The 22,372-nt window shown below is 64.3% G+C and carries 19 protein-coding genes; 7 read left to right on the top strand and 12 right to left on the bottom strand.

Features of this window, described 5'->3' with window-relative positions; genetic code table 11:
• Positions 1-80: 80 nt before the first annotated feature.
• Positions 81-974 carry a LysR family transcriptional regulator gene (locus R3E77_01250; protein MEZ5498033.1) on the bottom strand — a complete coding sequence of 298 codons (894 nt, stop codon included), beginning with the start codon at positions 972-974 and terminating at the stop codon, positions 81-83.
• Between the two features lie 387 nt (positions 975-1,361).
• On the opposite strand from R3E77_01250, the gene R3E77_01245 reads away from it, so the two are divergent.
• From R3E77_01245 to R3E77_01230, 4 genes are all read left to right on the top strand, one after another.
• Positions 1,362-4,226 carry a TonB-dependent receptor gene (locus R3E77_01245; protein MEZ5498032.1) on the top strand — a complete coding sequence of 955 codons (2,865 nt, stop codon included), beginning with the start codon at positions 1,362-1,364 and terminating at the stop codon, positions 4,224-4,226.
• Positions 4,227-4,288: 62 nt separating this feature from the next.
• On the top strand, positions 4,289-6,025 hold the full coding sequence (locus R3E77_01240) for a sulfotransferase (protein MEZ5498031.1): 1,737 nt from the start codon (positions 4,289-4,291) through the stop codon (positions 6,023-6,025).
• Positions 6,009-7,094 (top strand): aspartyl/asparaginyl beta-hydroxylase domain-containing protein, encoded by a 1,086-nt coding sequence (locus R3E77_01235; GenBank protein ID MEZ5498030.1) that lies wholly within the window; start codon positions 6,009-6,011, stop codon positions 7,092-7,094. The genes R3E77_01240 and R3E77_01235 overlap by 17 nt, the downstream gene beginning before the upstream one ends.
• Positions 7,095-7,102: 8 nt before the next feature.
• Positions 7,103-8,905, top strand: coding sequence for a sulfotransferase (locus R3E77_01230; GenBank protein MEZ5498029.1), 1,803 nt, complete (start codon positions 7,103-7,105; stop codon positions 8,903-8,905).
• On the opposite strand, the gene R3E77_01225 is transcribed toward R3E77_01230, so the two are convergent.
• The 3 genes from R3E77_01225 to R3E77_01215 are packed head-to-tail and all read right to left on the bottom strand — an operon-like array spanning position 8,861 to position 11,197.
• On the bottom strand, positions 8,861-9,607 hold the full coding sequence (locus tag R3E77_01225; protein MEZ5498028.1) for a hypothetical protein: 747 nt from the start codon (positions 9,605-9,607) through the stop codon (positions 8,861-8,863). The two genes, R3E77_01230 and R3E77_01225, sit on opposite strands and share 45 nt — an antisense overlap.
• On the bottom strand, positions 9,604-10,257 hold the full coding sequence (locus R3E77_01220; protein MEZ5498027.1) for an aspartyl/asparaginyl beta-hydroxylase domain-containing protein: 654 nt from the start codon (positions 10,255-10,257) through the stop codon (positions 9,604-9,606). Before R3E77_01220 ends, R3E77_01225 begins: the two co-directional genes overlap by 4 nt.
• A 16-nt stretch (positions 10,258-10,273) precedes the next feature.
• Positions 10,274-11,197, bottom strand: a complete 924-nt coding sequence (locus tag R3E77_01215) for a retropepsin-like aspartic protease (protein MEZ5498026.1) — start codon at positions 11,195-11,197, stop codon at positions 10,274-10,276.
• 144 nt (positions 11,198-11,341) lie between these two features.
• Here R3E77_01215 and R3E77_01210 point away from each other — a divergent pair, with 144 nt between their 5' ends.
• Both R3E77_01210 and R3E77_01205 read left to right on the top strand, forming a co-directional pair.
• Entirely contained in the window at positions 11,342-12,337 is a 996-nt protein-coding gene (locus R3E77_01210; GenBank protein ID MEZ5498025.1) for an aldo/keto reductase, read from the top strand.
• A gap of 130 nt (positions 12,338-12,467) precedes the next feature.
• A complete protein-coding gene (locus tag R3E77_01205; GenBank protein MEZ5498024.1) occupies positions 12,468-13,715 on the top strand; it encodes an EAL domain-containing protein in 1,248 nt (415 codons plus the stop codon).
• On the opposite strand, the gene R3E77_01200 is transcribed toward R3E77_01205, so the two are convergent.
• From R3E77_01200 to R3E77_01190, 3 genes are read right to left on the bottom strand one after another with little or no spacing between them, the layout of a single operon-like run.
• Positions 13,712-14,491 carry an ABC transporter ATP-binding protein gene (locus tag R3E77_01200; GenBank protein ID MEZ5498023.1) on the bottom strand — a complete coding sequence of 260 codons (780 nt, stop codon included), beginning with the start codon at positions 14,489-14,491 and terminating at the stop codon, positions 13,712-13,714. The genes R3E77_01205 and R3E77_01200 overlap by 4 nt on opposite strands.
• Complete coding sequence (locus R3E77_01195; protein ID MEZ5498022.1) at positions 14,488-15,711, bottom strand: FtsX-like permease family protein; 1,224 nt, start codon at positions 15,709-15,711, stop codon at positions 14,488-14,490. Before R3E77_01195 ends, R3E77_01200 begins: the two co-directional genes overlap by 4 nt.
• Positions 15,686-16,804 (bottom strand): efflux RND transporter periplasmic adaptor subunit, encoded by a 1,119-nt coding sequence (locus R3E77_01190; GenBank protein ID MEZ5498021.1) that lies wholly within the window; start codon positions 16,802-16,804, stop codon positions 15,686-15,688. Before R3E77_01190 ends, R3E77_01195 begins: the two co-directional genes overlap by 26 nt.
• A gap of 86 nt (positions 16,805-16,890) precedes the next feature.
• On the opposite strand from R3E77_01190, the gene R3E77_01185 reads away from it, so the two are divergent.
• Positions 16,891-17,526, top strand: coding sequence for a TetR/AcrR family transcriptional regulator (locus R3E77_01185; protein MEZ5498020.1), 636 nt, complete (start codon positions 16,891-16,893; stop codon positions 17,524-17,526).
• On the opposite strand, the gene R3E77_01180 is transcribed toward R3E77_01185, so the two are convergent.
• From R3E77_01180 to R3E77_01160, 5 genes are read right to left on the bottom strand one after another with little or no spacing between them, the layout of a single operon-like run.
• On the bottom strand, positions 17,523-18,065 hold the full coding sequence (locus R3E77_01180) for a VOC family protein (GenBank protein MEZ5498019.1): 543 nt from the start codon (positions 18,063-18,065) through the stop codon (positions 17,523-17,525). The genes R3E77_01185 and R3E77_01180 overlap by 4 nt on opposite strands.
• Before the next feature lie 22 nt (positions 18,066-18,087).
• Positions 18,088-18,684 (bottom strand): DNA-3-methyladenine glycosylase I, encoded by a 597-nt coding sequence (locus tag R3E77_01175; protein ID MEZ5498018.1) that lies wholly within the window; start codon positions 18,682-18,684, stop codon positions 18,088-18,090.
• The gene (locus R3E77_01170) at positions 18,681-19,511 is read right to left on the bottom strand and encodes an SDR family NAD(P)-dependent oxidoreductase (GenBank protein MEZ5498017.1); all 831 of its coding nucleotides are present in this window, start codon (positions 19,509-19,511) and stop codon (positions 18,681-18,683) included. The genes R3E77_01175 and R3E77_01170 overlap by 4 nt, the downstream gene beginning before the upstream one ends.
• A gap of 35 nt (positions 19,512-19,546) precedes the next feature.
• Complete coding sequence (locus tag R3E77_01165) at positions 19,547-20,773, bottom strand: GGDEF domain-containing protein (protein ID MEZ5498016.1); 1,227 nt, start codon at positions 20,771-20,773, stop codon at positions 19,547-19,549.
• Positions 20,774-20,776: 3 nt separating this feature from the next.
• The gene (locus tag R3E77_01160; protein ID MEZ5498015.1) at positions 20,777-22,306 is read right to left on the bottom strand and encodes a hypothetical protein; all 1,530 of its coding nucleotides are present in this window, start codon (positions 22,304-22,306) and stop codon (positions 20,777-20,779) included.
• Positions 22,307-22,372 lie beyond the last annotated feature (66 nt).

Here is a 22,372-nt window from a genome sequence, read left to right as displayed (position 1 = left end):
TCGTCATCGCATCCCTGCGCGAAGGCGCAGCTCAAGAACCATTCTAGCGCCACGACCGCGCCGGATCGTAGGACTGCGTCTTAGTCGGCGCCGGCCAGGGCCGGCACGAGATTGGCGGCCAGGAAATCGACGAGGGCGGTCACGCGGGCATCAGCGGCCAGGCGCACCGGATAGATGGCGCAGTAAGGCTCGCCAGCCGGCAATTGCCATTCGGCCAGCACCCGGACGAGCTTGTGGGTCGCGAGGCCCTGGCGACAAAGGAATTCGGGCATCAGTCCAACCCCGAGCCCCGCCGCCGTCGAGGCATGGATGAGCGCCGGATCGTTCACGGCCAGCTTTGGTTGCAGCCGCACTTCGGCCCGTTGACTGGCTTTGCGCAATTGCAGCCGCAGCTCGCCGCCTGTGTCGGCGGCTGCAAGAACCGCGTGGCCAGCGAGCTCTTCCGGACGCGTCGGTGCCGGGTGTTTCTGCAGATAGCCAGGGGTGGCACAGAGAACCATGGGCGGAGTGCCGAGCTCGCGGCAAACGAGCTCGGTCGACAGGGTCGCGCCGGCCCGCACCAGGACATCCCAGGACTCGCCGCCAACGGGCAGCTCGGTCGCAACGGTTCCAAGCGACACCGTCAGCGGGATGCGCGGAAACTTCTCGAGGAAGCGAGGCACGAGGGGACTCAGCAGCACCCGGCCGTAAGCGGCATCGGCCAGCACCTGCAGGGGGCCCTCGGAATGTTCGCGCAGGCCGGCCGCGGCGCGTGCAACGCCTTCGGACTCGTCCAGGAGCCTTCGGCAGGCGGGATAGAGCATGCGTCCCGCAGGAGTCAGCGCGATGCGTCGCGTGGTGCGCAGGAGCAGCTTGACGCCAAGCATGGCCTCGAGTTCGGCGACCGCGCGACTGATGGCTGCTTTTGGAACGCCGAAGCTACGCGCGGCCGCAGTGAAGCCGTTGAGGTCGACGACCTTGGCGAAGACGGCCATTTGCGCAGCCGACCACATGGCTTGATATTCGCCTCAATTCACACCGAGCCGCGCTCGATTGTTTCAATGATGAGTCTAACGCGCTTTTGCTGTCAAGCGGCAGGTTGTGGCGCATATCGCGGCATTTTCGGCATCGCCCTGTGGGCTTCACGCCACAGATGCCGATTTCAGGCGGCTCGCGAGGGCTGAATCCGGGGACGAGCCGCTGCCGCTACGGGATGAAGCCTTCCGGGACGGGGCTGAGCTGTAACCGTTTGAATTAAAAGACTAAATGAACTCTGCTAGCAACCTGGACGCGACGCAGTCCCCGCGCGCTCTCATGGCAAGGCTCGAAACGCCCGCCGGCGTGGGACTGGTCCCGCAGACACATCAAAGGAGTACTCGAAAATGACCCAGTCGATTCCATCGACCATGAAGCTGGCGCTGGCAACCGCTGCATCGGCAGCGGCCTACCAGCCGGCCACTGCGCTTGCGCAGGACCAGGCCAGCGCAGACAGCCTGGAGGAAGTCGTCATCACCGGATCGCGCATCCGGCGCATCGACGCCGAATCGGCCAGCCCGGTCCTGACCGTGGACCGCGAGGCCATCGACCAGGCGGGCGTCGCCACCATCGGTGACCTGCTGCAGCAGATCCCGACGATCTCGGGTGCCGCAGTCAACCCGGCGACCAACAACGGCGGCGGCGCGGGTGCCTCGCACGTCGAGCTGCGCGGACTGCTGCCGGAGCGCACCCTGGTTCTGTTAAATGGACGGCGTTTCGGCTTCGTCAGCAATGTCGCCGACACCGGCGCCTCGGCGGTCGACGTCAACACGATTCCGGTCAGCATGATCGAGCGGGTCGAGGTCCTGAAGGAAGGCGCCGGCGCGGTCTACGGTTCGGACGCCGTCGCAGGCGTGGTGAACTTCATCACCAAGAAACATGTGGACGGCCTCGAGCTGTCCTATGACTTCGGCGAGACCGGCAAGAGCGATGGCCAGCGCCAGGCGGTCAGCCTCACCTGGGGCACGGAGAGTGAGCGCGGCAACATCATGCTGGGCGGCACCTGGAACAAGCAGGAGTCGATCAGCGCGGGTGATCGTGACTTCTCCCGCAGCGCGCTGTACCTGTATGGCTCGGTCTTCGAGGGCGGCTCCAGCCGCACGCCGACCGGCCGCATCTTCTTCGATGCCGGTTCGCCGTTGGCAAACCAGTACGGTTGCACGTCGGTGACGCGTGCCGACGGCACGAGCGGCTCGAGCCTGTCGGACTATCGCTGTTTCGTGACAACGGGCAATAACTCGGACTTCTTCAACTACCAGCCCTTCAACCTGCTGATGACGCCGCAGGAGCGCGGCAGCATCTTCACGCTCGCCGACTACGACATCAACGAGCACATCCAGTTCTACGCCGAAGCGATGTTCAACACCACGCGATCAGGCTTCCAGATCGCCGCGCTGCCGTTCGACTCACGCAACGACAACATCGTGATCTCGGCACAGAGCGTCTATAACCCCTTCGGCATCGACTTCGGCGGCGGGCCACAGGCGAATGGCACGCTTAACCCGAATGCGTTGTGGCGCTTGCTGGCACTCGGCAATCGCGGCAGTGAATTCAGCTCGGACACGTCCCAGACCAACCTCGGCCTGCGGGGTGATCTCGGCGAATCCGCCTGGAACTGGGAAGTGGGCATCGGCTACGGACGCACGCAACAGGAGACGACAACTTCCGGATACCTGTATTCGCCGGCGGCAACACAGGCGTTCGGCCCGTCGTTCATCGACGGCAGCGGCAATGCCGTCTGCGGCACGCCCGCAGCGCCAATCCTCAATTGCACGCCTGTCAACGTGTTCAATCTGGCGGACCCCTCGCAGACGGCGGCGTTGGCGACGATTTCGGCTGCCTATACGCAGAAATTCAGCTACGCGACACGGATTGCCCGTGCCGGACTCGATGGCGATGTGTTCAACATGCCGGCGGGTCCCGCCAAGCTGGCTGTTGGCGCGGAGTACCGTGACCAGTCACTGAGCTTCGATACGGACTTCCTCACCCAGGCCAGTGCGCCGAACTTCGACACCTGCCTGCTGGCGCAGGAGACCTGCAGCGGTGACCAGGCCGGCGGCTACGACGTGTCGGAACTCTATGCGGAGATCTTCCTGCCCTTGCTGGCTGACCGTCCCGGCGTGCATGCGCTCAACCTGACGCTCGGCACGCGTTACTCCGACTATTCGAACTTCGGCAATACGACCAACTCGATGGCCAAGCTCGAATACCGGCCGGTGGCAGACCTGCTGATCCGCGGCACCTATTCGGAGCTGTTCCGTGCGCCAACGATCGTCGACCTGTTCCGTGCACCGTCCGCGACGGCGCCAACTTTCAATGATCCCTGCGTGGGTCTCACGGCCGCGCAAGTCACGGCGAACCCGAATCTCGCGCTTGCCTGCCAGAACGTTCCGCAGGACGGCACGTTCGCGCAGCCCAACTCGCAGATCACGGGCATATTGATCGGCAATCCCGATCTTCAGCCCGAGACGGGCGATGTGCTCACACTGGGCTTCGTCTTCGAGCCAAGCGCCATGCTCAAGGGCCTGTCGGTCAATATCGATTACTGGAAGTACAGCCTCGACAACGTCATCAATGCCCTCGATGTGAATACGGCGGCTCAGCAGTGCGTCGTATCGGGCGACCCGCAATTCTGCGGCCAGATCGTCCGCTTCCAGGACGGCTCGATCCGCCAGATCAAGCAACCCTCGGTCAATCTCGGCACACTCGAGACGGACGGCATCGACTTCGGCATAACCTACCGTTTCGAAACCGAGCGCGCGGGTGCCTTCCGGGTCGGCCTCGATGCAACCCATCTGACGAAGTTCGACAATGTTCCTGCACCTGGCGCGGCAACGACCCGTGTTGCCGGCACCTTCGATCGTCAGTTCGGCAACTATGCGAAGTATCGCGGCACGTTGTCGCTCGGGTGGAAGCTGCGCGAGGTGGATGCCCTGCTCTCGGCTCGCTACATCGACAAGATCCGGCTCGACGATCCGGACGGTGCGCCGGGCATCCAGCCGGCGTTGCAGATTCCGTCCTTCACTTATGTGGACATGACCGTCGGTTACAAGTTCAGGGACAAGACCACGGTCCGTGTCGGTGTCGACAATCTGACGGACAAAACACCACCGATCCTCTATCAGAACAACGTGATCAACTCCAATACGGATGTGGCCACGTATGACACGATAGGTCGGGCGTATTGGCTGACGCTGAAGCACAACTTCTAGACGTCCCAGCGTGGACCGGGCACCGCCGCGAGGCGGTGTCCGGTTCTTTTGTTTTCGACGCCATGGATACGGCGACCCTTCAGGGTGTCGCGATCGATTCGCTCCGTAGCGGCGACTGGCCAGCCGCAATCGCCGCCCTGGACAGGCTCTGCGCACGCGAACCCGACCAGGCTCGGCACTTCGTCAACCTCGGCACGGCGCAGCGCGCCATGGGCGCGTACAGCGAAGCATTGAACGCCTACGTGCAGGCCACCGCCCTGGGAGAGCGCTCGGTCGGCTTTCGCTACAACCTCGCCTTGCTGCACGTCGATCTCGGCGATTTCGCCACGGCCCTGTTGCATCTCGATTCTGCGCACGCCGAAGAACCTGACGATCATGACATTGCGCTCGCACTTGCGAGCGCCCGGCACGAGTTGATGGATCGCGATGCCGCGCTCGCCGCGCTGGCACGCATGGATGCATGCAACGCGACTGCCGAACAGCGGCTGCGTGCCGCCTTGCTGTTGTTGAACCTCGGCGAACAAACGCGCGCTGCCGAACTCGTCAAGAACATGGAAGCCGATGGGGCGACCTTGCAGGCCAGCCAATGGCTCAAGCTCGCGCAATTGTACGAGCGCAGCAACCGGGTGGCCGATGCGCGGCATGCCTTGCAGCGCGCACGCGCTATCGATGCGTCAATCGCCACAAGCGAGGACGGGCTCCTGCTCGGCGCGCAGCTCGCGGCACGCGCGGGCGACAAGGAAGCGGCGGTCGAGGGTTTCGAGCGCGCAGCGCGTTTGAATCGCGAGCCCTCGCGTGCGCATCTGTTCGCCTATCCGCTCGCCAAGGCGCTCGATGCGAGCGGCCAATATGCACAGGCGATGGCACAGCTCGAGCGAGCGCACAAGGCCCAGGTGCACCATCTGCACGACATCGCGCCGCGCGCGGTGCAAAGACGCCGCGATCCGTTGCCAATCACGAGACGTGGCGGCAATGGCGGCGACATCGCCGCCTGGCGGCACGACGATGCGCCTGGGCGCCTGGACTCCCCGGTCTTTCTGCTTGGCTTTCCGCGTTCCGGAACCACCCTGATGGAGCAGGCACTCGATGCGCACCCGGCGCTTGTTTCGATGGATGAGCAGCCTTTCCTCCAGTATGCAATCGATGTGTTGCTCGAGGCGGGGCTCGCCTATCCCGAGGCGCAGGCGGGCGCAAGCGCCGGCCTGCTTGCGAGTGCTCGTGACCGTTACTGGCAGTCGGTGGCGAGGCGTGTCCACATCGAACCGGGGCAGCGGCTGCTCGACAAGAATCCACTCAACCTGCTGCGGCTGCCGGCCATAGCGCGGCTTTTTCCCGATGCACAGATCATTCTTGCGTTACGCCATCCCTTTGACGTCCTGCGCAGCTGTTACATGCAACATTTCCGGGCGCCGGAATTCGCCGCCATGTGCGCGGATCTGCAAACGCTCGCACTCGGTTACCGCCGCGCGTTCGATGCCTGGTACCGCGAGGCCGCGCTGCATCGACTGTCCGTCATCGAAATTCGTTACGAAGACCTGGTGGGCGACTTCGCCACCGGCATGCGCGCGCTGGCCGGTTTCCTGACCCTGCCGTGGCATGAAGCCATGACGCTGCCGGCCGCGCAGGCGCAGCGGCGCGGCTACATCAGTACGCCAAGCTATGCGCAGGTGCTCGAACCGGTGTCGCAGCGCGCGATCGGCGGCTGGCGAAATTACGACCGCTGGCTCAGGCCGCTGGCACCGCTCCTGCAGCCTTATTTCGAGCGCTGGCAATACGATCTGGATGGAGCCGATCATTGACGCCGTGATCGCATCCGCATTCGCCGCGTGGCGCCAGGGCAACGAATCGCGGGCGCTCGAACTTTTCGGTGAGCTCGTGCGAGTGCGGCCCGATGCCTATCTCGCGCGCCTGTATCTCGGTCGCCTGCTCACGCTCAAAGGACAGGACACGGCGGCTGCCGTCCAGTATGCGCGCGCCTTGCAGGATGCGCAGCGCAGGGGGCAATGGCGAAATCGCGCCTCGACACCCGACGGGCTCGCGCCGTTCGTCGAGGACGCGGTCCGCTCGGTGCGCGAGACGAGGCAGAAGGCGCATGCCGCATTGCTCGAGCCACTCATCGCGCGCCACGGGCGCGCCGCGCTCGGTCGGGTGGCGAGCTGCCTCGCCATGTACCTGGGAGCCGAGCCGCCGCGACGAGCCGATCCGCGCCAGGACCCGAGCTTTCTCTATTTTCCTGACCTGCCCTCCCTGCCCTACATTGATAGCGCAACGATCCCACAGGTGCAGGCGCTGGCAGAGGCCGCACCTCGAATCCGCGCCGAACTGGATCAACTGCGGGCGACAGGCGGTACCGCCGAGCGGGTATTCGGCTCGACCGAGCTCGAGGCCGAGAACCTGCGTGGCGCGGGACGCGCGCCGCAATGGGATGGACATTATTTTTATCGCCATGGTCTGCGCCGCGAAGCGGCGCTCGAGGCCTGTCCGGCGAGCGCCGCGGCCATCGACCGGCTGCCCCTCGCGCGCATACGCGAGCACGCGCCTGAAGTGCTGTTTTCGGTCTTTTCGGGAGGTACGCATCTGCTGCCACATCGCGGCGTGAGCAACCTCCGCATCGTCGGTCATCTCGCGCTGATCGTGCCGCCTGAGTGCGCGCTGCGTGTCGCCGATCAAACCTACCGGTGGCGGGAAGGCGAAGTGGTGTTGTTCGATGACACCTACCTGCATGAAGCGTGGAATCGCAGCGACAGCGATCGCGTGGTATTGATCTTCGACTTGTGGAATCCGCACCTGACGGCGTCCGAACGTGACGCCATGCAGACAGCCATCGAGGCGATTGGTGATTTTCGCAAGCTCGTCGATGCCGCCTGAGACGCGCGATGCGATTGCCACAGCCCTTCTACCGCCTGCCACTTCGATTTGACGCGGCGCGCCTGCGCGAGGAGGTGGCGGCGCTGCCGGAGGCGGCCTGGGCGGATCATCCGAACCGGATCACCGGCAACAGCTGCGTGCGCCTGATCAGCGTCGATGGCGAGGAGAACGACGAGGTCGACGGCGCCATGCAGCCGACGGAGCATTTGCGCGCATCGCCCTATATGCGCCAGGTGCTCGCCAGCCTGACCGTCCGCTGGAGCCGCTCACGATTGATGCGTCTCGCACCCGGCGCCGTCGTGCCCGAGCACGCAGACATCAATCACCACTGGTTCAGCCGCGTGCGAGTGCACATTCCCATCGTGACCGATCCGCGGGTCGCCTTTCACTGCGACGGCCAGAGCGTGCATATGGCGGAAGGCGAGGCATGGATATTCGACAACTGGCGCCGGCATAGCGTCGAGAACGGCAGCGATCGGGCGCGCATTCACCTTGTCGCCGATACCCAGGGCCACCATGGTTTCTGGCAATTCGTGAGCGAGCGCACCGGGAACGAAATCATGCCGCGCAGACTCGATTTCGACCCGCTACTCGACCTGATGCCGCTCACCGAGCAGCGGCTACCCGAGCCTTTGATGCCGGTATCGGAATTGCAGCGCTTGCTCGAGGATTTCGCGACGGAGCTGACCGTATCGTCGCAGGCCGCTGCCGAGCGGGTTGGCGGCGCACGGCAGATGCTCGCCGCCTGGGCCGATGAGTGGCGCGACTACCATGCGCGCCATGTGACCGGTGAATTGCAACGAGAGGCCGTGCTCGAGCTGCAGGCACGATGGCGCGAGCAGAGCAGGATCCGGCTGGCGGATCTGGTCATGCGGGCCAATGGCGTCGCTGCCATGCAGGTCATCGAAGCGCGCGTGTTGCAGCACCTGCAGTACCAGCCACGGCGCACGGCGAGTGCCACGATGGACAAACGCTCGCGTGTGAGGATCGCGCTCGAGCGGCCGGTGTTCATAATTGCCGCACCGCGATCCGGAAGTTCGCTGCTGTTCGAGACGCTGCAGCAATCGCCGGACCTGGTCAGTTTCGGCGATGAAGCGCACTGGTTGATCGAATCGCACCCCGCGCTGCGACCCGGCGCGCCGGGCGTCGATTCGAACCGCCTTAGCGCGGCCGAGCTGAGCGCACAGGTGCGCGGCGCAGTGCTCGAGCGTGCCGCCGCACGCCTCGCCGAAGTCGATTTCTCCGGCAGGACGGCGCAAGCATCGTTGCTCGAGAAAACGCCGAAGAACGCGCTGCGTGTACCGTTTCTGAATGCGCTCTGGCCCGAGGCGCGATTTGTCTTCCTGTGGCGCGATCCGCGTGAAAGTATCGCCAGCATCATGGCAGCCTGGCAGAGCCGGCGCTTCGTCACCTATCCCGCCCTGCCTGGCTGGCCCGGCCCCTGGTCATTGCTGCTGCCGCCAGGCTGGCAGCAGCAGCGGGATCGCGGCGCTGCCGCGCTCGCTGCCTGGCAATGGCAGAGCAGCAACCAGATTGCGCTCGATGACCTGACGCAGCTCGAGGCCGGACGCTGGTTGGCCTTGAGCTATGCGGATTTCATTGCCGACGCTGCGGGCAATCTGCGCCGACTTTGTGATTTCCTGGGCGTTGCGTACACGCAGCAGATGCGTCAGCTGCTCGCGGGCGATCTGCCTCTTTCCCGATATACGGTCTCGCCGCCGCGGCCGGACAAATGGCGCGTACACCAGTCGGCCATCGAGGCAGAACTACCTGGCCTGCAGCCGCTCTGGCAACGTCTGCGCAGGCTCTGAGGCGCAAATCTCGAACCCGTAGCCATGCTGGTCGATCACCAGCGCATCGCGCTCGGCAACGAGTTCGGCGAGTTCCGCATCGTAGTAGCTCGCATGATGACGGTGATCGGAGGTGTTGCGCGGCGCTTCGGCCTCGATGTAACTGCGCATCGATGCGCTGACCGGCTGAGCCACGTGCTCGAGCATGGCTAGCAGGTCGCTGCGCAGTGATTCCATCCGGCCAACGTGCAACGGCGTCGGCTGCGGCGACTGGTACATGTAACGGTACAGATAGCTGTAGAAGCCGAGGCCCGAATTGCGGATTGGCGCGAGCGCAGCGGCGGGGAGATTCAGTCCGCGGTTGTCATAGCCGTGCGGCAGGCGCGCAAGCAGCAGATCGAGCCTCAGGCTGCCGCTGCCAAGATCGAGCATGTTGCGTATGGTGTCGCGAAAGCCGAGGCGCCCATCGTCGCTCAGCACCTGGAAGAGCGCGTTCTTGTGCTCGCGCCCGGACTGATAGAAGTACCACGAGACATAGTAGCTGTAGGGATTACGCACCAGTGCGAGCACGGGCAGGTGCGCCACGTAGTCGGGAATCATGGCGCGCGGCAGGTGATAGCCAAGTTGCACGGCTTCGGGAATGAAATGCAGGAGCGCTTCATTGACGAACGTGCCGCCCGACTTGTGCAGGTGCAGGAATACGAATTTCGGCGTGGCAATCAAGCGCCCTGTACCTCGGCTTCGGCGAGCCGCAGCCTTTCGCAAACTTCCCCATGAACGACACCGAGCCGGCTGTCCGCCGCGGCCAGGAGCTCGAGCATTCGCGGGCCCGGTACGAAGTCGGCAATCAAATGCACGCGCTCCTCCGTCCCGCTCGCATTCCACACGGCATGCACGGCGGAATTGTTCAGGGCCCAGACCTCGCCCGCCTTCATGTGGTAACAAAGCCCTCTGCTGAACATGTGCACGGCGTCGGTGGTCACGAGCGGCAAATGAATGCGTAGTGTCTTCTCGAAGTACGGTGCCTGATCGATGTGGCGCCGCACGACTGCGCCGGCAGGCAGGCGCGCCAGCAGGCAGCGTTGCAGTCGCCCGGGCAGGCCCATCAGCAGGTCGCGCAGGTAGGGCAGCTGGAGGAAGACGGGCTGATCCTCGATCGGCAGCGCTCCGAGCGCGGGGGCCGATCCGCGCAGGAAGATCGCCGCCGCGACCCGATGGACACCCCGGCGCGCACCACTGCCCTGCCAGAGCGTCGCGGGCAGATCATGCAGCTCCGCCGCCGCCCTGCCGGCGTCGAATCGCATCGCAAGGCGCGAACAGCCACCGATCAGGCGATTCTTGTCGAGCGCTTTTTCTTCCGGAAGGTCGAGCATGGTCGTGGCCAGCGCGTCAGGGCCTGATCTGCAATTCCGAGCGGCGATAGTCGATTACGAGCTCGCGCACCGTGCCGAGCAGATCCATGCCGATCAGCAATGCCGGCACTTGCTCCAGATCCCAGATGCGAAAAACCTCGAGATCGGCGAACGTGACGATGAGGTCGTCGACTTCGATTTCCCCCAGCGACACCGTCGGCGCGACCAGGTAGTCGCCGCTGCGTACATCACTGGTGGCACCGAATACTTCCGTTTCGCTGCTGTCTGTCACGTCCCGGCGCCGCAGCAGCCGGCGCTGCAATTCGCGATTGCCGAGCGTGCGTTCCGCGCCGGTGTCGATGATGGCACGCGTGGCGATTGCTCCGACATGGGCATCGACCACCAGCAAGCCGCCGAAGCGCTGCTGCGCCGGTACAGCGAAGAATTCCCTGCCAGGTGCAGCGCCGCGTGAGCGGCGGACGCTGACCTTGTCGTGGACGAAGTCGATCGTGATGCGCTTCCCCGCGAAGCCCTGTACGCCCAGTATGCCGGCGGCGCGATCCAGTATGGTCGACTCGAGTACGGGCAATTGCTGACTGCGTAGTGTCAGCGCACCGGCGCGCAACTCATCGATCCACACGACCGGCACCGCGGCCGAACCAGTCACTCCGCGCAGTACCATGCCCGGGCTGTCGCTCGCCGTCAGTCCGAGTTCGGCGAGCAGCTGCCTCGAAACGGCGGCATGGCTTGCGCCCGTGTCGATCATGAAACGATAAGGCCCACGACCATTGATATGCACCGGCACCAGGATGCGACCGATGCGGTCGAGACGTGTTGGTGCGGCGTACAGTGCCGCCTCGCCATTCGCGCCCGGTTCCACGGGTTCCGCAGCACGCGAACGCGTCGACAGGTTGGGCAAGGCGACTGCGACCAGCAGCGCCAGGGTCAGGGATGTCGACACAATAGGACAGACAATAGCGACTTGCTGCAATTCGGCATCTAAGCCGGGACCAAGCGCCCGCTGAAGGGACGAGACGCTCGCCCGACGGGATGGGCCGCGCCGTTGCAAACGACAAGGCGCGGAGCTTTGAGTAAGATTCCCCGCATGCAAACACGAAGACTTGGCGCCAATGGCCCGCAGGTATCGGCGGTCGGACTCGGAACGATGGGAATGTCCGGCATCTCCGGCATGCACGCGATGTATGGACCGACCGATGAAGGCGAGTCGCTCGCGACCTTGCGCCGCGCACTCGAACTCGGCATCAACTTCTTCGACACCGCCGAAGTCTATGGCCCCTACAGGAACGAGGAATTGCTAGGCCGCGGTCTTGCTGGTTGGTCAGGCGAGGTCGTCGTCGCGAGCAAATTCGGCTTTCGCATTGGCGACGACGGACGAATCCAGGGCACGGACGGTAGCCCGGCGAATGCGCGTCGCGCCCTGGATGCCTCCTTGCAGCGGCTGGGTCGTGAACGGATCGATCTTTGGTACCTGCACCGGCTGGATCGCAATGTGCCGATCGAGGACACCGTCGGCGCCATGGCCGAGGGCGTGAAAAGCGGCAAGGTGCGCTGGCTCGGTCTGTCCGAGGTCGGGGCGGCTACGCTGCGTCGCGCCTGCAAGGTTCATCCGATCACGGCGTTGCAGAGCGAGTATTCACTATGGGAACGCAACCTCGATAACGAGCTGGTTGGCGTTTGCAGGGAGCTGGGCGTCGGCATCGTCGCCTACTGCCCGCTCGGCCGCGGCTTTCTCGCCGGCGGCGTTGCCTCCGCAGAAGAATTGCCGGCGGGCGATTATCGAAAGCTTGATCCACGTTTCGCAGAAGCGAACCACGCGCGCAATATGACAATAGTGGCCGCAGTGGCGGAGATCGCCGAGCGTCATGGCGTGAGCAGCGCGCAGATTGCGCTCGCCTGGCTCTTGCAGCACAACCGCGACGTAGTGCCCATACCGGGTACCAAGCGGCGCCGTTATGTCGAGGAGAACGCGGCCGCAGCGGACATAAGACTCAATGCCGTGGATATTGCACGCCTCGATGCGTTGCAAGGCGCCAGCGGTCCGCGCTACAACGCGAACAGCATGCAGAGCATTGATCGCTGAGCGATCCAATATGGCAAATCAACACGCGCCGAGGACGGTCCAATAACGCGAGTGTGATCACGGCAGCTGCCAGCCGAGCGCGCCATCATTGCAAGTACACATAGTTCGTCGCTCGGGACCCGTCACCAAGATGTCCAATGCCGCGCTCTCAGCGCAAAAGGAATTGCAACCCATTGGCGATCACGCACGGCAAGTCGGCACGGCTTTGCGCAAGGCGGTCGGCACGGTGCGCATCCACAGCCTGTCGCTGCACGACCTGCAAGGCGATACGCTGTTCCTGAGCGAGGGCGTGCTCGGGCCCGATGAGCACGGCTCAGTGCTCGAGGCTGCCGCCCGGCTCGGCGGCAATCCTGCGAAGTCGAGCCTGCGCTCGGCACTTGGCGATGGCCGAGTCGCCTGCTTCCTCGCGGCACGCAATCTCGCCGGTACGCTCGGCGCGCTGGCCATGATCATTGTCGATGAGCGTGTTGCGGGCAACGCACCGGCGAACTGGCTTGATAACCCGCAGTCGCTCGCACTGCTGCAGGATTTCGGCGCACGTTTCGCCGGCCCTGCGCGACCGGTATCCGATCTGACGTCCTCGCGGCCGCGACTCGTTCACCCCGGCGCGCGGACGCACACCGATGTCGCGCCGCCGACACCTGCCAAGCTCGACACCACGCAGCTGCGCCTGCACGTGCAGCAGTTCATCCAGCTGCGGACTGGCGGTCGCACCCGCCGCTACGAGGTCCTGCTTCGCAGCAGCCGGCCGGACGCGCGCGATCGCCTGCCCGAGGAACTTGCCGCGCAGCTCGCTGATGCCAACCACGCCAAGGTCGTAGACCGATTCGTGGTTACCGAGCTGATCCAGTGGCTCGGCGCCAACAAGGCATGCTGGGATCAGGACCCGGCCGTGTTCAGCGTCAACGTCACCGCGCATAGCGTGAGTGACGAGACCTTCACCGAGTACGTCATCAGGCAGCTACGCGAGCGGAACATCGCCGCCAAGTACCTTGGTTTCGAGATTTCCGAGAGCCAGATCCAGGCTTCGCCGGACGCTGCGGCGGCGTTCATCAAGCGCTGTGAGAAACTCGGCCTGTCGGTGACGGTCGACGACTTCACGCTTACGGACGCCGCGGTCGCGCTGCTTGCGAGTCCCGCCATCAAGGTCATCAAGATCAACAGCAAGCTCACGCTGAATGCGTTGCGCAGCAAGCTCGCCCAGGCCAAAGTGGTCGCAATCGCGCAGATGGCGAAGATCCTCGGCCAGCATTGTGTCGCCAAGCGCATCGAATCGAAGATGGCCCGCCACTGGTTGATCGGCGCCGGGGTCGACTTCGCCCAGGGCAATCTGCTCGAGAAGTCGCGGCCGCTCGATTCCCTGCGCGCAAAACCCTAACGGCAGTTGCCGCAAAGCGCGGCGGCGGCCTGTGGTGCGGCCGATCGCGCAGTCTTGTCGATCACTCGACGCGGTTCGCCCTCATCCGCTTTGGCACCCGAGACGACGATACCGTTGCGCATGTAGATCCGCCGCTGGCATCGATCCGCAAGCTCGCGATCGTGTGTCGATAACAGGAAGGTGGTGCCGGTTTCGTGCTGGATTCGCTGCAGCAGACGGAAAACCTCGTCGGCATTGTCGCGATCGAGATTCCCGGTCGGTTCATCCGCCAGGACCAGCTCCGGGGAGTTCATCAGCGAGCGTGCGATGGCGACGCGCTGCTTCTGGCCGCCCGAGAGGCGCGTTGCACGGAAGTTGCGCCGATCCGCGAGGCCGACCTGCTCGAGCAACTGCCCGGCGCGTTCACGCGCCCGGCGGGTCTCGCGGCCGATTCGTCCGGCGTAGGGAAACAGCACGTTCTCGAGCGCCGTGAAATCCGGCAGCAGATGGTGGAACTGGAAGATGAACCCGATATGGCGGTTGCGATAAAGCGAAAGCTCGTCGGAGCGGAGCCGGGTCAGGTCGGTGTCGAGGAGGCGCAATGAGCCTGAGGTCGGCCGCATCAAGGTGCCGAGGATCGACAACAGCGTACTCTTGCCGCTGCCCGAGGGACCCAGCAGCGCGACCATCTCGCGCTGCGCGAGTTCGAAGGTCACGCCTTTCAGGACCGGCGTCTCGAATTCACGGTCGATGAATGTTTTTCGAAGATCATGCACTTCGAGCAGGGCGGCACTCATTGTGAAATGGCCTCGACCGGATCGATACGCGATGCCGCACGTGCCGGAAGCAGCGCTGCCAGCACACTGGCAATGGCGGCAAGCCACAATGCGGCCTGGTACTGGCCCTGCAATGGATCGACCGGCAACGGCCCGCCGCCCGGACGCGGAATCGCGGACACCAGTTCGCTGAAACCGAAACCAAGGGCAGATCCGAGCACGGCCCCAAGGATGCCTATGACGGCGCCTTGCAGCAGGAACACGCGCAGCACGAATCCTTCTGCGATGCCGAAGCTGCGCATGATGCCGATCTCGGGCCGGCGCCGATAGGTCGTGAGCATGATGGCGCTCGCGACTCCGATGACGATGGTGAGCAGGGTGAACATCTTGATGATGTTGCCGGAGGATTTCTGTCCCGACAGAGCCTCGCGGAGGCGCTGATTGCGATCCATCCACGCGCTTGCTTCGAGCCCGGTCGCGTCGGCGATCTGTCTGGCAATGCTGCGCGCCGCATAGATATCGGCCAGCTTGATTTCAATTTCGCTCAAGCCCTGCGGCAGGTCGAAAAGTACGCGAGCGGTGTCCAGGTTGGCATAGACGAGGCGGCCATCGAGGCTATCCACGCCGGTGGAATACAGCGCCCGCACCGTGAAGATGCGCTCGCGACCCTGGTCGCTCTGCAGATAGACCGGCTGGCCGACGACGAGCCCCAGGTCATCGGCGAGACGTTGGCCCATGATCAGGTCGTTCAGGCCGAGTCGCGGCGCACCGCTTACGATCGACTCTTCGATGGGCGCGATCGCCGACAAGCGGTGCGGCTCGACGCCCTTGATGCTCACCGGCAACGTCTGCGTGCCGCGTGTCGCGAGCGCCGTGCCGACAATGTTGAGCGAGATGCCACTGACGCCCGGGATGGATTGCACGATGCTCTCGACGCTGCGCCACTGCTTGATCTGCGCGCGCCTGTCGGTGGCGCTCTGGCGCGCAACCAGGCTCTGCACGGCTTGTGTGCCGCCCACGAGCCGGGCCTGGCGGTCTTCCGGCTCGACCAGGACATTCGCCGAATTGCCGACGACGCGGTCGATCTGGAAGTCGGCGAGACCGTTGATCAACGCAGCGTTGAAGGTAAAGACTGTCACTGCAATGGCCACGCCACCGACCAGCAATGCCGACTGCAGGCGGTTGGCCGCCAGATAGCGCAGCGCGACCTTGACTTCAAAGCGCACGGCGAGCGCTCGCACGGGACGCCTGGGCGAGTCGCTCGACCTGGGCGACCCGGTGTCCCACCAGGGCTGGATTCGGCTGGCTCAGCACGCGTTCACCCGCCTTGACCCCCTGCTCGACGATGACCTCCTCGCCGGGCCAGTCGATGAAGCGGATGCTGCGTTGCACGACACGTTTGCCTTCGATCACCAGCACGCGCGCATTGGCGTCGCGGCCAAGAATGGCACTGCGGGAAATGGTCAGCGCCTGGCCGCGGGTCTCGACGATCAGGTTGATGTCGGCTGTCAATCCGGCACGCAGATCCTCCGCAGGTTGCGCCAGGCGGAAACGCACCCGCGCCCCGCCCGTGCGCGCATCCACCTTGGGCGAGATGTAATCGAGCGTCGCGGCACGTACGTCGCGCTCACCGACGATGACGATGCGGGCGCTCATCCCCGTGTGCAGTTCGCCAAGGAACCGTTCGTCAATGTCGGCTTCTATCTCGACGTCGGCGAGCGGCGCGATTTCGTAAATGGTGGTTTGCGCCGAAACGACCTGGCCGACGTCCACCGGTCGCGCCAGCACCACGCCGGATACCGGCGCCACGATGGTGGCTTCGTCGAGTCTGGCGGACGCTTCGCGCCGGCTCGCGGCGACGCGGTTCAACTCCACCCGCGCCTGATCGAGATCGAAGCGGCTCTGGTCATATTCCTTGACGGTGGCAAGACCGCTCGCTCGCAACTGCGCCAGGCGCTGATAGTTGCGTTCGGCTTCGACCAGCGCGCGCCGCCGCGAGGCCAGTTCCTGCTCGACCTGTGCGAGCACCGCGCGCGTAGCGGCCGCGTCCAGCGTGACCAGCAGATCACCCTTGCTGACGCGATCGCCCTCTTCGCGCGTGAGCTTGAGGATCTGGCCGTTGCGCTCCGGAACGATGGTCACGGTGAGCCTCGGTCGCGTGCGGCCGGTGATGGCGAGCACGCGCTCGGCAGGTCCCTCGCGGACCGCACTCGCGAGGACGGGCTGCGGCTGCAAGGCCCGGTAGCCAAGCGCCGCGCCGGATACGAGTACGAGTCCCGCAAGCAATTTATAGCGGTGGCGCGACCAGAAGGCCGGTTGTTCCTCATCGATCATGGGCCGCTCCGACAGGCATTGAATTCATCGTTGCAATAAAATATATCATATGATCTAATTAATCAAGTGCAGTGAGGAGAGCCGGCATGCCGCGCACCCATGGCGCCCGCAACAGCGATTATCTGGAGCGGCGTAACGAACTGATTAACAAGGTAAAAATGCGCCTTTCCGCCAAGGCTGGCCAGGCGCCCAGCTTCAGGGAGCTGGCGATGGCGGCGGGCGTGAGCGTGGCCACGCTGCGGCACTATTTCGGTTCCCGCGAGGCGCTCGTGCAGGCTGTATTCGCCGCGGGTCTCGCCGGCGGCGAAAAACACCTGCGCAATACCCGCAACCCCACCGAACTGCCGCTTCGCGATTCATTGAGTGGCTTCCTGCAGCGCGTCGCTACAGGCTGGACACAGGGCCAGGTCGGGTTGCTGCATCGTGTCGGTCTCGCAGAAGGACTGCGTGACCCAGGCACTGGCGTCGCCTATCTCACGGACATCCTGGAGCCGACGCTGCAGTCGCTCGAGGAGCGCCTGGCGAAGCATGTCGCGCGCGGCCAGATGAGGGCATGCGATCTGCGCCAGGCGGCCCTCGCTTTGCTCGCCCCGCTGATCCTTGCACTCCTTCACCAGCACGATCTGGGCGGCAGCCGCTGCCGCCCGCTCGACATCGGTGAGCTGGCTCTGGCCCAGGTGGACATGTTCTGCCGCGCCTACGCGACGGTGGATCAAGCCTAGAGCGCGATCATGACCGGATCGCCCTGCCATGCTTCGCAACGTGAACGCCAGCCCGCGAACATCTCGTCGATCGGCTTCGAGTACTCGAGCAATTCGATCATGCAACCAAACTGGCTGCGGCCGTCCATATAGGCGAAGCGCGGCCCGCCTTTCATCTTGGCGCTATTGACGACCGCGCTACCAGACTTCTCGTAGTGCGCGATATCGGCGTCGAGGTCATGCGACCACAGGCAGAGGTGGTGATAGCCCTCTTCGCCAGGCGCATAGACATCGCGATAGGCATTGGGGCCGGCATCGAGGGGTTCGATGAGTTCGATCTGGACCGGTCCGCTATAGGCAATGGCCGTACGCATGTTGAGTTGACCAGGCTGGCCGCGATAGTTGCTGTCCCTGAACTGCTCGGCCCGGTAGTGCGCGACAAAGAATGGCCCGACGCCGAAGCTGCGCGCCCAGCGCGTGGCCGCGGCCTCGATGTCGTTCACCACCCAGGCATGCTGGAAGATGACGCGATCGGTCGGCCAGGCAGCGGGCGTTTTCAAGGTGGCGGCTCTCTGCGCGGGCTCAGGTTCGGCGAACCCGCCAGCACTTCAGTTGATGATCGTCGATGATACCCACGGCCTGCATGAATGCATAACAGATGGTGGAGCCTACGAACTTGAAGCCGGCCCTCGCCAATGCCTTGCTCATGGCATCGCTCGCGGCCGTCTTGCCGGGAATGTCGCTGAGCCAGCGCGGCCGGCGGCGCCGGCCCTGCGGCTGAAACTGCCAGATGAATTCCGCAAAGCTGCGGCCTTCGTCCCTGAGTGCGAGCAGGGCGCGGGCATTGCTGCGCACGGCTGCGATCTTGAGGCGATTTCGAACGATGCCGGGATCGCGCATCAGCGCATCGAGCTTGCGTTGCGGCCAGCGCGCGAGCTCATCGGGATCGAATTCCGCGAATGCTCGGCGATAGCCGTCGCGCTTGCGTAGCACCGTGATCCAGCTGAGGCCCGCCTGCGCGCCCTCCAGACACAGCATTTCGAACAATTGCCGGTCGTCATGCACGGCAACGCCCCATTCACGATCGTGATAATCGACGTACAACGGATCGGTGCCGCACCAGGCGCAACGATGGCGGCCATCCGCGTGCAGCATGGCACCGCGTCGCTGTGTCGTCACGGCGCGGCCTGCCGGCCCGGCTCGCGTCGCGCCCGGACGCCGGGTCGCGAGGTCAGCCATCGCCAGCAGGGGGAACAATGGCGCGCGAGGAAGACGATGACCTTGCCGTGGCCGGTGATGATGGCCTCGCTCCTGCGCTTGCGTATGGCAGGCAGCATGGCGCGCACGGCGCGCGCCGTATCCACACGTAACCACGCCGGCACCGGATCCGGTGCATCAGGCCGCAGTTCTCCGTGGTTATTGGTGCGCCTGATATCCGAGTCGACGAAGCCCGGCGCAATGTGCGTGACTGCAATCCCGTATTGCGCGAGATCGCCACGCAATGATTCGGCCAGCGCCCGCACCGCAAATTTGCTCATCGCGTAGCAGGATGCCCCCGGCATCGCCACGAATCCCGCAACACTGCCCATGATCACGACCTGGCCGCTGCTCGCCTTGAGCGCCGGCAGCGCTTCGTAGATCCCGCGCAGGACCGAAAACACGTTGGTCTCGAACTGGCGGCGGTAATCGGCGAGCGACAGTTCCTGAAACCGGCCCGCAACGCCGAAACCTGCGTTGGCGATCAGGATATCGAGCACCTTGCCGCGGGAGCCGAGCTGCGAAACCACGTCGGCGAGACTGCCATCGACCGTTACATCGGCGGCAATCACCTCCACGGCGGCACCCGCTGCGCGCAAGCCGCTGGCAAGCGATTCGAGGCGCTCGCGTCGTCGCGCGAGCAGGATCAACTCGGCGCCAAGACCCGCCAGGGCGCGGGCGAGCTCAGCGCCGATCCCTGAGGAGGCGCCGGTGATCAAAACGACCTTGCCGGCAAACGTTGCGCCCAAGACGGCTCGCGTTGGTTGTTATCCCGGGAGATGGTTCAGGCGAGTATACGCGGCTCGCGAAGCGGATCGTGGTTCCCGTTACCGGCGATTTCGACGCGATTACGACCCGCGAGCTTCGCGGCATACAACGCATCGTCCGCGATCTTGATGGCATTTTCCGGACTGCGCCGTAGTCCGGGCGGAATCCATGCAACGCCGATGCTCACGGTGACGACAGGAGCGACCTTGGAATGCTCGTGCACGATTCGTGCCGATTCGACGGCCTGCCGCAGATCGTCGGCGATCTGCGTCGCCTGCGCCGCGTCGACCTGGTACAGCACGATGGCGAGTTCCTCGCCGCCATAGCGTGCCGCGACATCGAGCGGCCGGCGCGCGAATTGCCGGCACAGGGCCGCGACACGTTGCAGGCAGCCATCGCCTTCCTGGTGACCATAATTGTCGTTGTAGAGTTTGAACTGGTCGATGTCGATCAACAGCACCGCGAGCGCGGTCCGGTCGCGCAGGCTCTGCTGCCACACCCTGCGCAGGTGATCATCGAAGGCGCGACGATTACGCAGCCCGGTCAGACTGTCGCGCTCGGCGAGATCGCCGAGCACGCCGTGCTCGAGGAAGATCTGCCGGATCGACACCTCGGTCTGATAAGCCGCATAGGCCGCGATGACTCCAGTCAGGAGGAGCAGGCCACTGTCAAACGCGAGTTTGCCGATCGACATGCCGAACAGCCACGCCGCGGTCACATAGCCCAGGATTCCGAGGGCCGCCGCGATTACCGCATCGGTAAACAGCAGCCCCGCAAGTACGAAGCTGCCGAACAGGGCGGTTGTCAGGAAGGTGAGCGCTTCGGGTCGACCATCGACCACGAGCAGTGCGACGAGCGATGCGGTGACCAGATTGAATACGATCCACAACGGCGCCGCGGTGGCGAGGTATTTTTCATCGAAACGGCGGGTCCAGGCGACCGCCGCCAGCCAGGCCGTTACCGGCAACAACAGGCCGAGACGCAGGGCGGTCTCGAGGTTCCAGCCGAAGTTCGTGCCCATCGCATAGCGGACGATCGTCGTCAGCAGCGCCACCAGCGCAACGGCCAGCAACCAGGCACGTGCGCGTTGCCGTATGCGCTCGAGAAAGAACAGGCGAAATTCCTTCTCGAGCGGCAACGGGAACTTCATCGCGATGTCGCCGCGACTCAACTCCAGCGCAAAAGGCGAGTCCGCCTTGAGCGCTGCGTTGAGATTTTCCTGATCGAAGGACTGTCGGTACATCGTCTACCAAGTATAGCGAACGCGATAGCGCACCGTGGCTTCGCCATCCCTGGCCACCCGCACCGGAAAGTGGATGGTTCGCGCATCCTCCTTGACGTAGTCCTGGCTTTTCGTAACGAGGCGCCAGTTGCTCCAGCGATAGAGGTTTTCCTTCACCAGTACCTCGACCGCCTCGTCCTTGTGGTTGCGCAGCTTGATTTCGATCTCCTCCTCGATCCAGTGCGCCTTGGTGTCGATCGCGAAATCGACCTGGCGCCTCTCGCCCACGACATCGAACGCCGAACCGAGCTTGATACGCACGTCCTCGTCCCTGGGTGTGTGGTCGATGACGTCTTCGCCGATGAACTCGAGACTCGCATCCGCGCTGTCCAGCTGCGAGACACGGATCCGGCCCGCAGGCAGCGGCACGCCAAGCCCGAACTGCTTGTCGTTGCGAAATTGCAGATACACGTCGACCTTCTTGTTCATCTGCACGCCGAGGTCCCGGTCCGTGTAGGGAGAGTCGAAGTAATACGGATAGGGCATCCCGTAGTAGAGCAGTATCTTCCGTGCTGGAATCGCAGCCGCGCGATCGAACAACTCGATCTGCTTGGTGGAATTGTTCGGCAGCGTCGTCGGCCGTCCCAGGCTGTACATGTGAAACTCGAAGAAACTCTTCTCCTCGAATCCCGCCGGGGCAGCGGCATCCATCGCCGCCATCTCCATCGCCCGCGTCCGCTTCATGGCGGGCGCCACCGCCTGGGCGCGGTGCACGTCGCCCGCGATCAACTTCAGTCGCGCATTCTCGTAGCTCGCACCTGACTGGTTGATGATGCTGACCCATGCGCTCAAATCGAGATTGCCGCTGTTGGCGTCCCTGCCGGGCGTGAAGATGAGGTTGTAATCACTCCACCAGGTCATGCCGCCCGTCTGGTAGGTAACGCGCGTGCGCTGCTCGCCGCCACGCCTGGAGAAGACGTCCCACACCAGGGTTGGCCGCGTATTGAGCCCGCCCGGCAGATCGGGGAAGTGCACTGCGGAATAGCCTGTCAACGAGTGGATCGTGCCATCGTCGCCGCGCAACACGAGCCCGCCATAGGCCGACAGCAACGTTCCGCTCAATGTGCTCGGTTGATTCCCGACATTGCGCTCCACGGTAATCGGTCGATCGATGTACTTCAGGAGCAGCTTGTCCGATGAGACCAGGTCGAACTGGAAGTTCTGCTCGAGCACCCGCGTATCGGCGTCGCTGAGCGAGGTGAAGGTCACTGTCGTTGGATCGATCAACGCCGCGACGTCTGTGAAGCGCAGCTCCGAGCGGCCTGCATCGATATGCACCGGACGCTCCTGGCGAACCAGGGCATATCCGGGCACCGACATTGCGTTCGGCGAACCCATGCCTGGCAGTGGCCGATACATCTCGGCAGGAACCGCCCCCGGTCGCGCGGAACTGTAGATTGTGATCGCAGTGTTGTCCTCGTCGGCCGCTCCCGCATTGCCAATCGCGAGCGCCGCGGCGGAGGCCGCCGCCAGTAGTCGTTTGCTCGAGTTCATCGTGTCCTCGTCCTGTTGTCTGACATCAGCGTTTAACGCGGCACTGCCAGAATCGGGTTTCGCGGC

This window comes from Steroidobacteraceae bacterium (genome assembly GCA_041395505.1).
GTDB lineage: Bacteria > Pseudomonadota > Gammaproteobacteria > Steroidobacterales > Steroidobacteraceae > JAWLAG01.
Note: the sequence above shows the minus strand (reverse complement) of the source record. Positions and strands in the feature narration are given on the sequence as shown.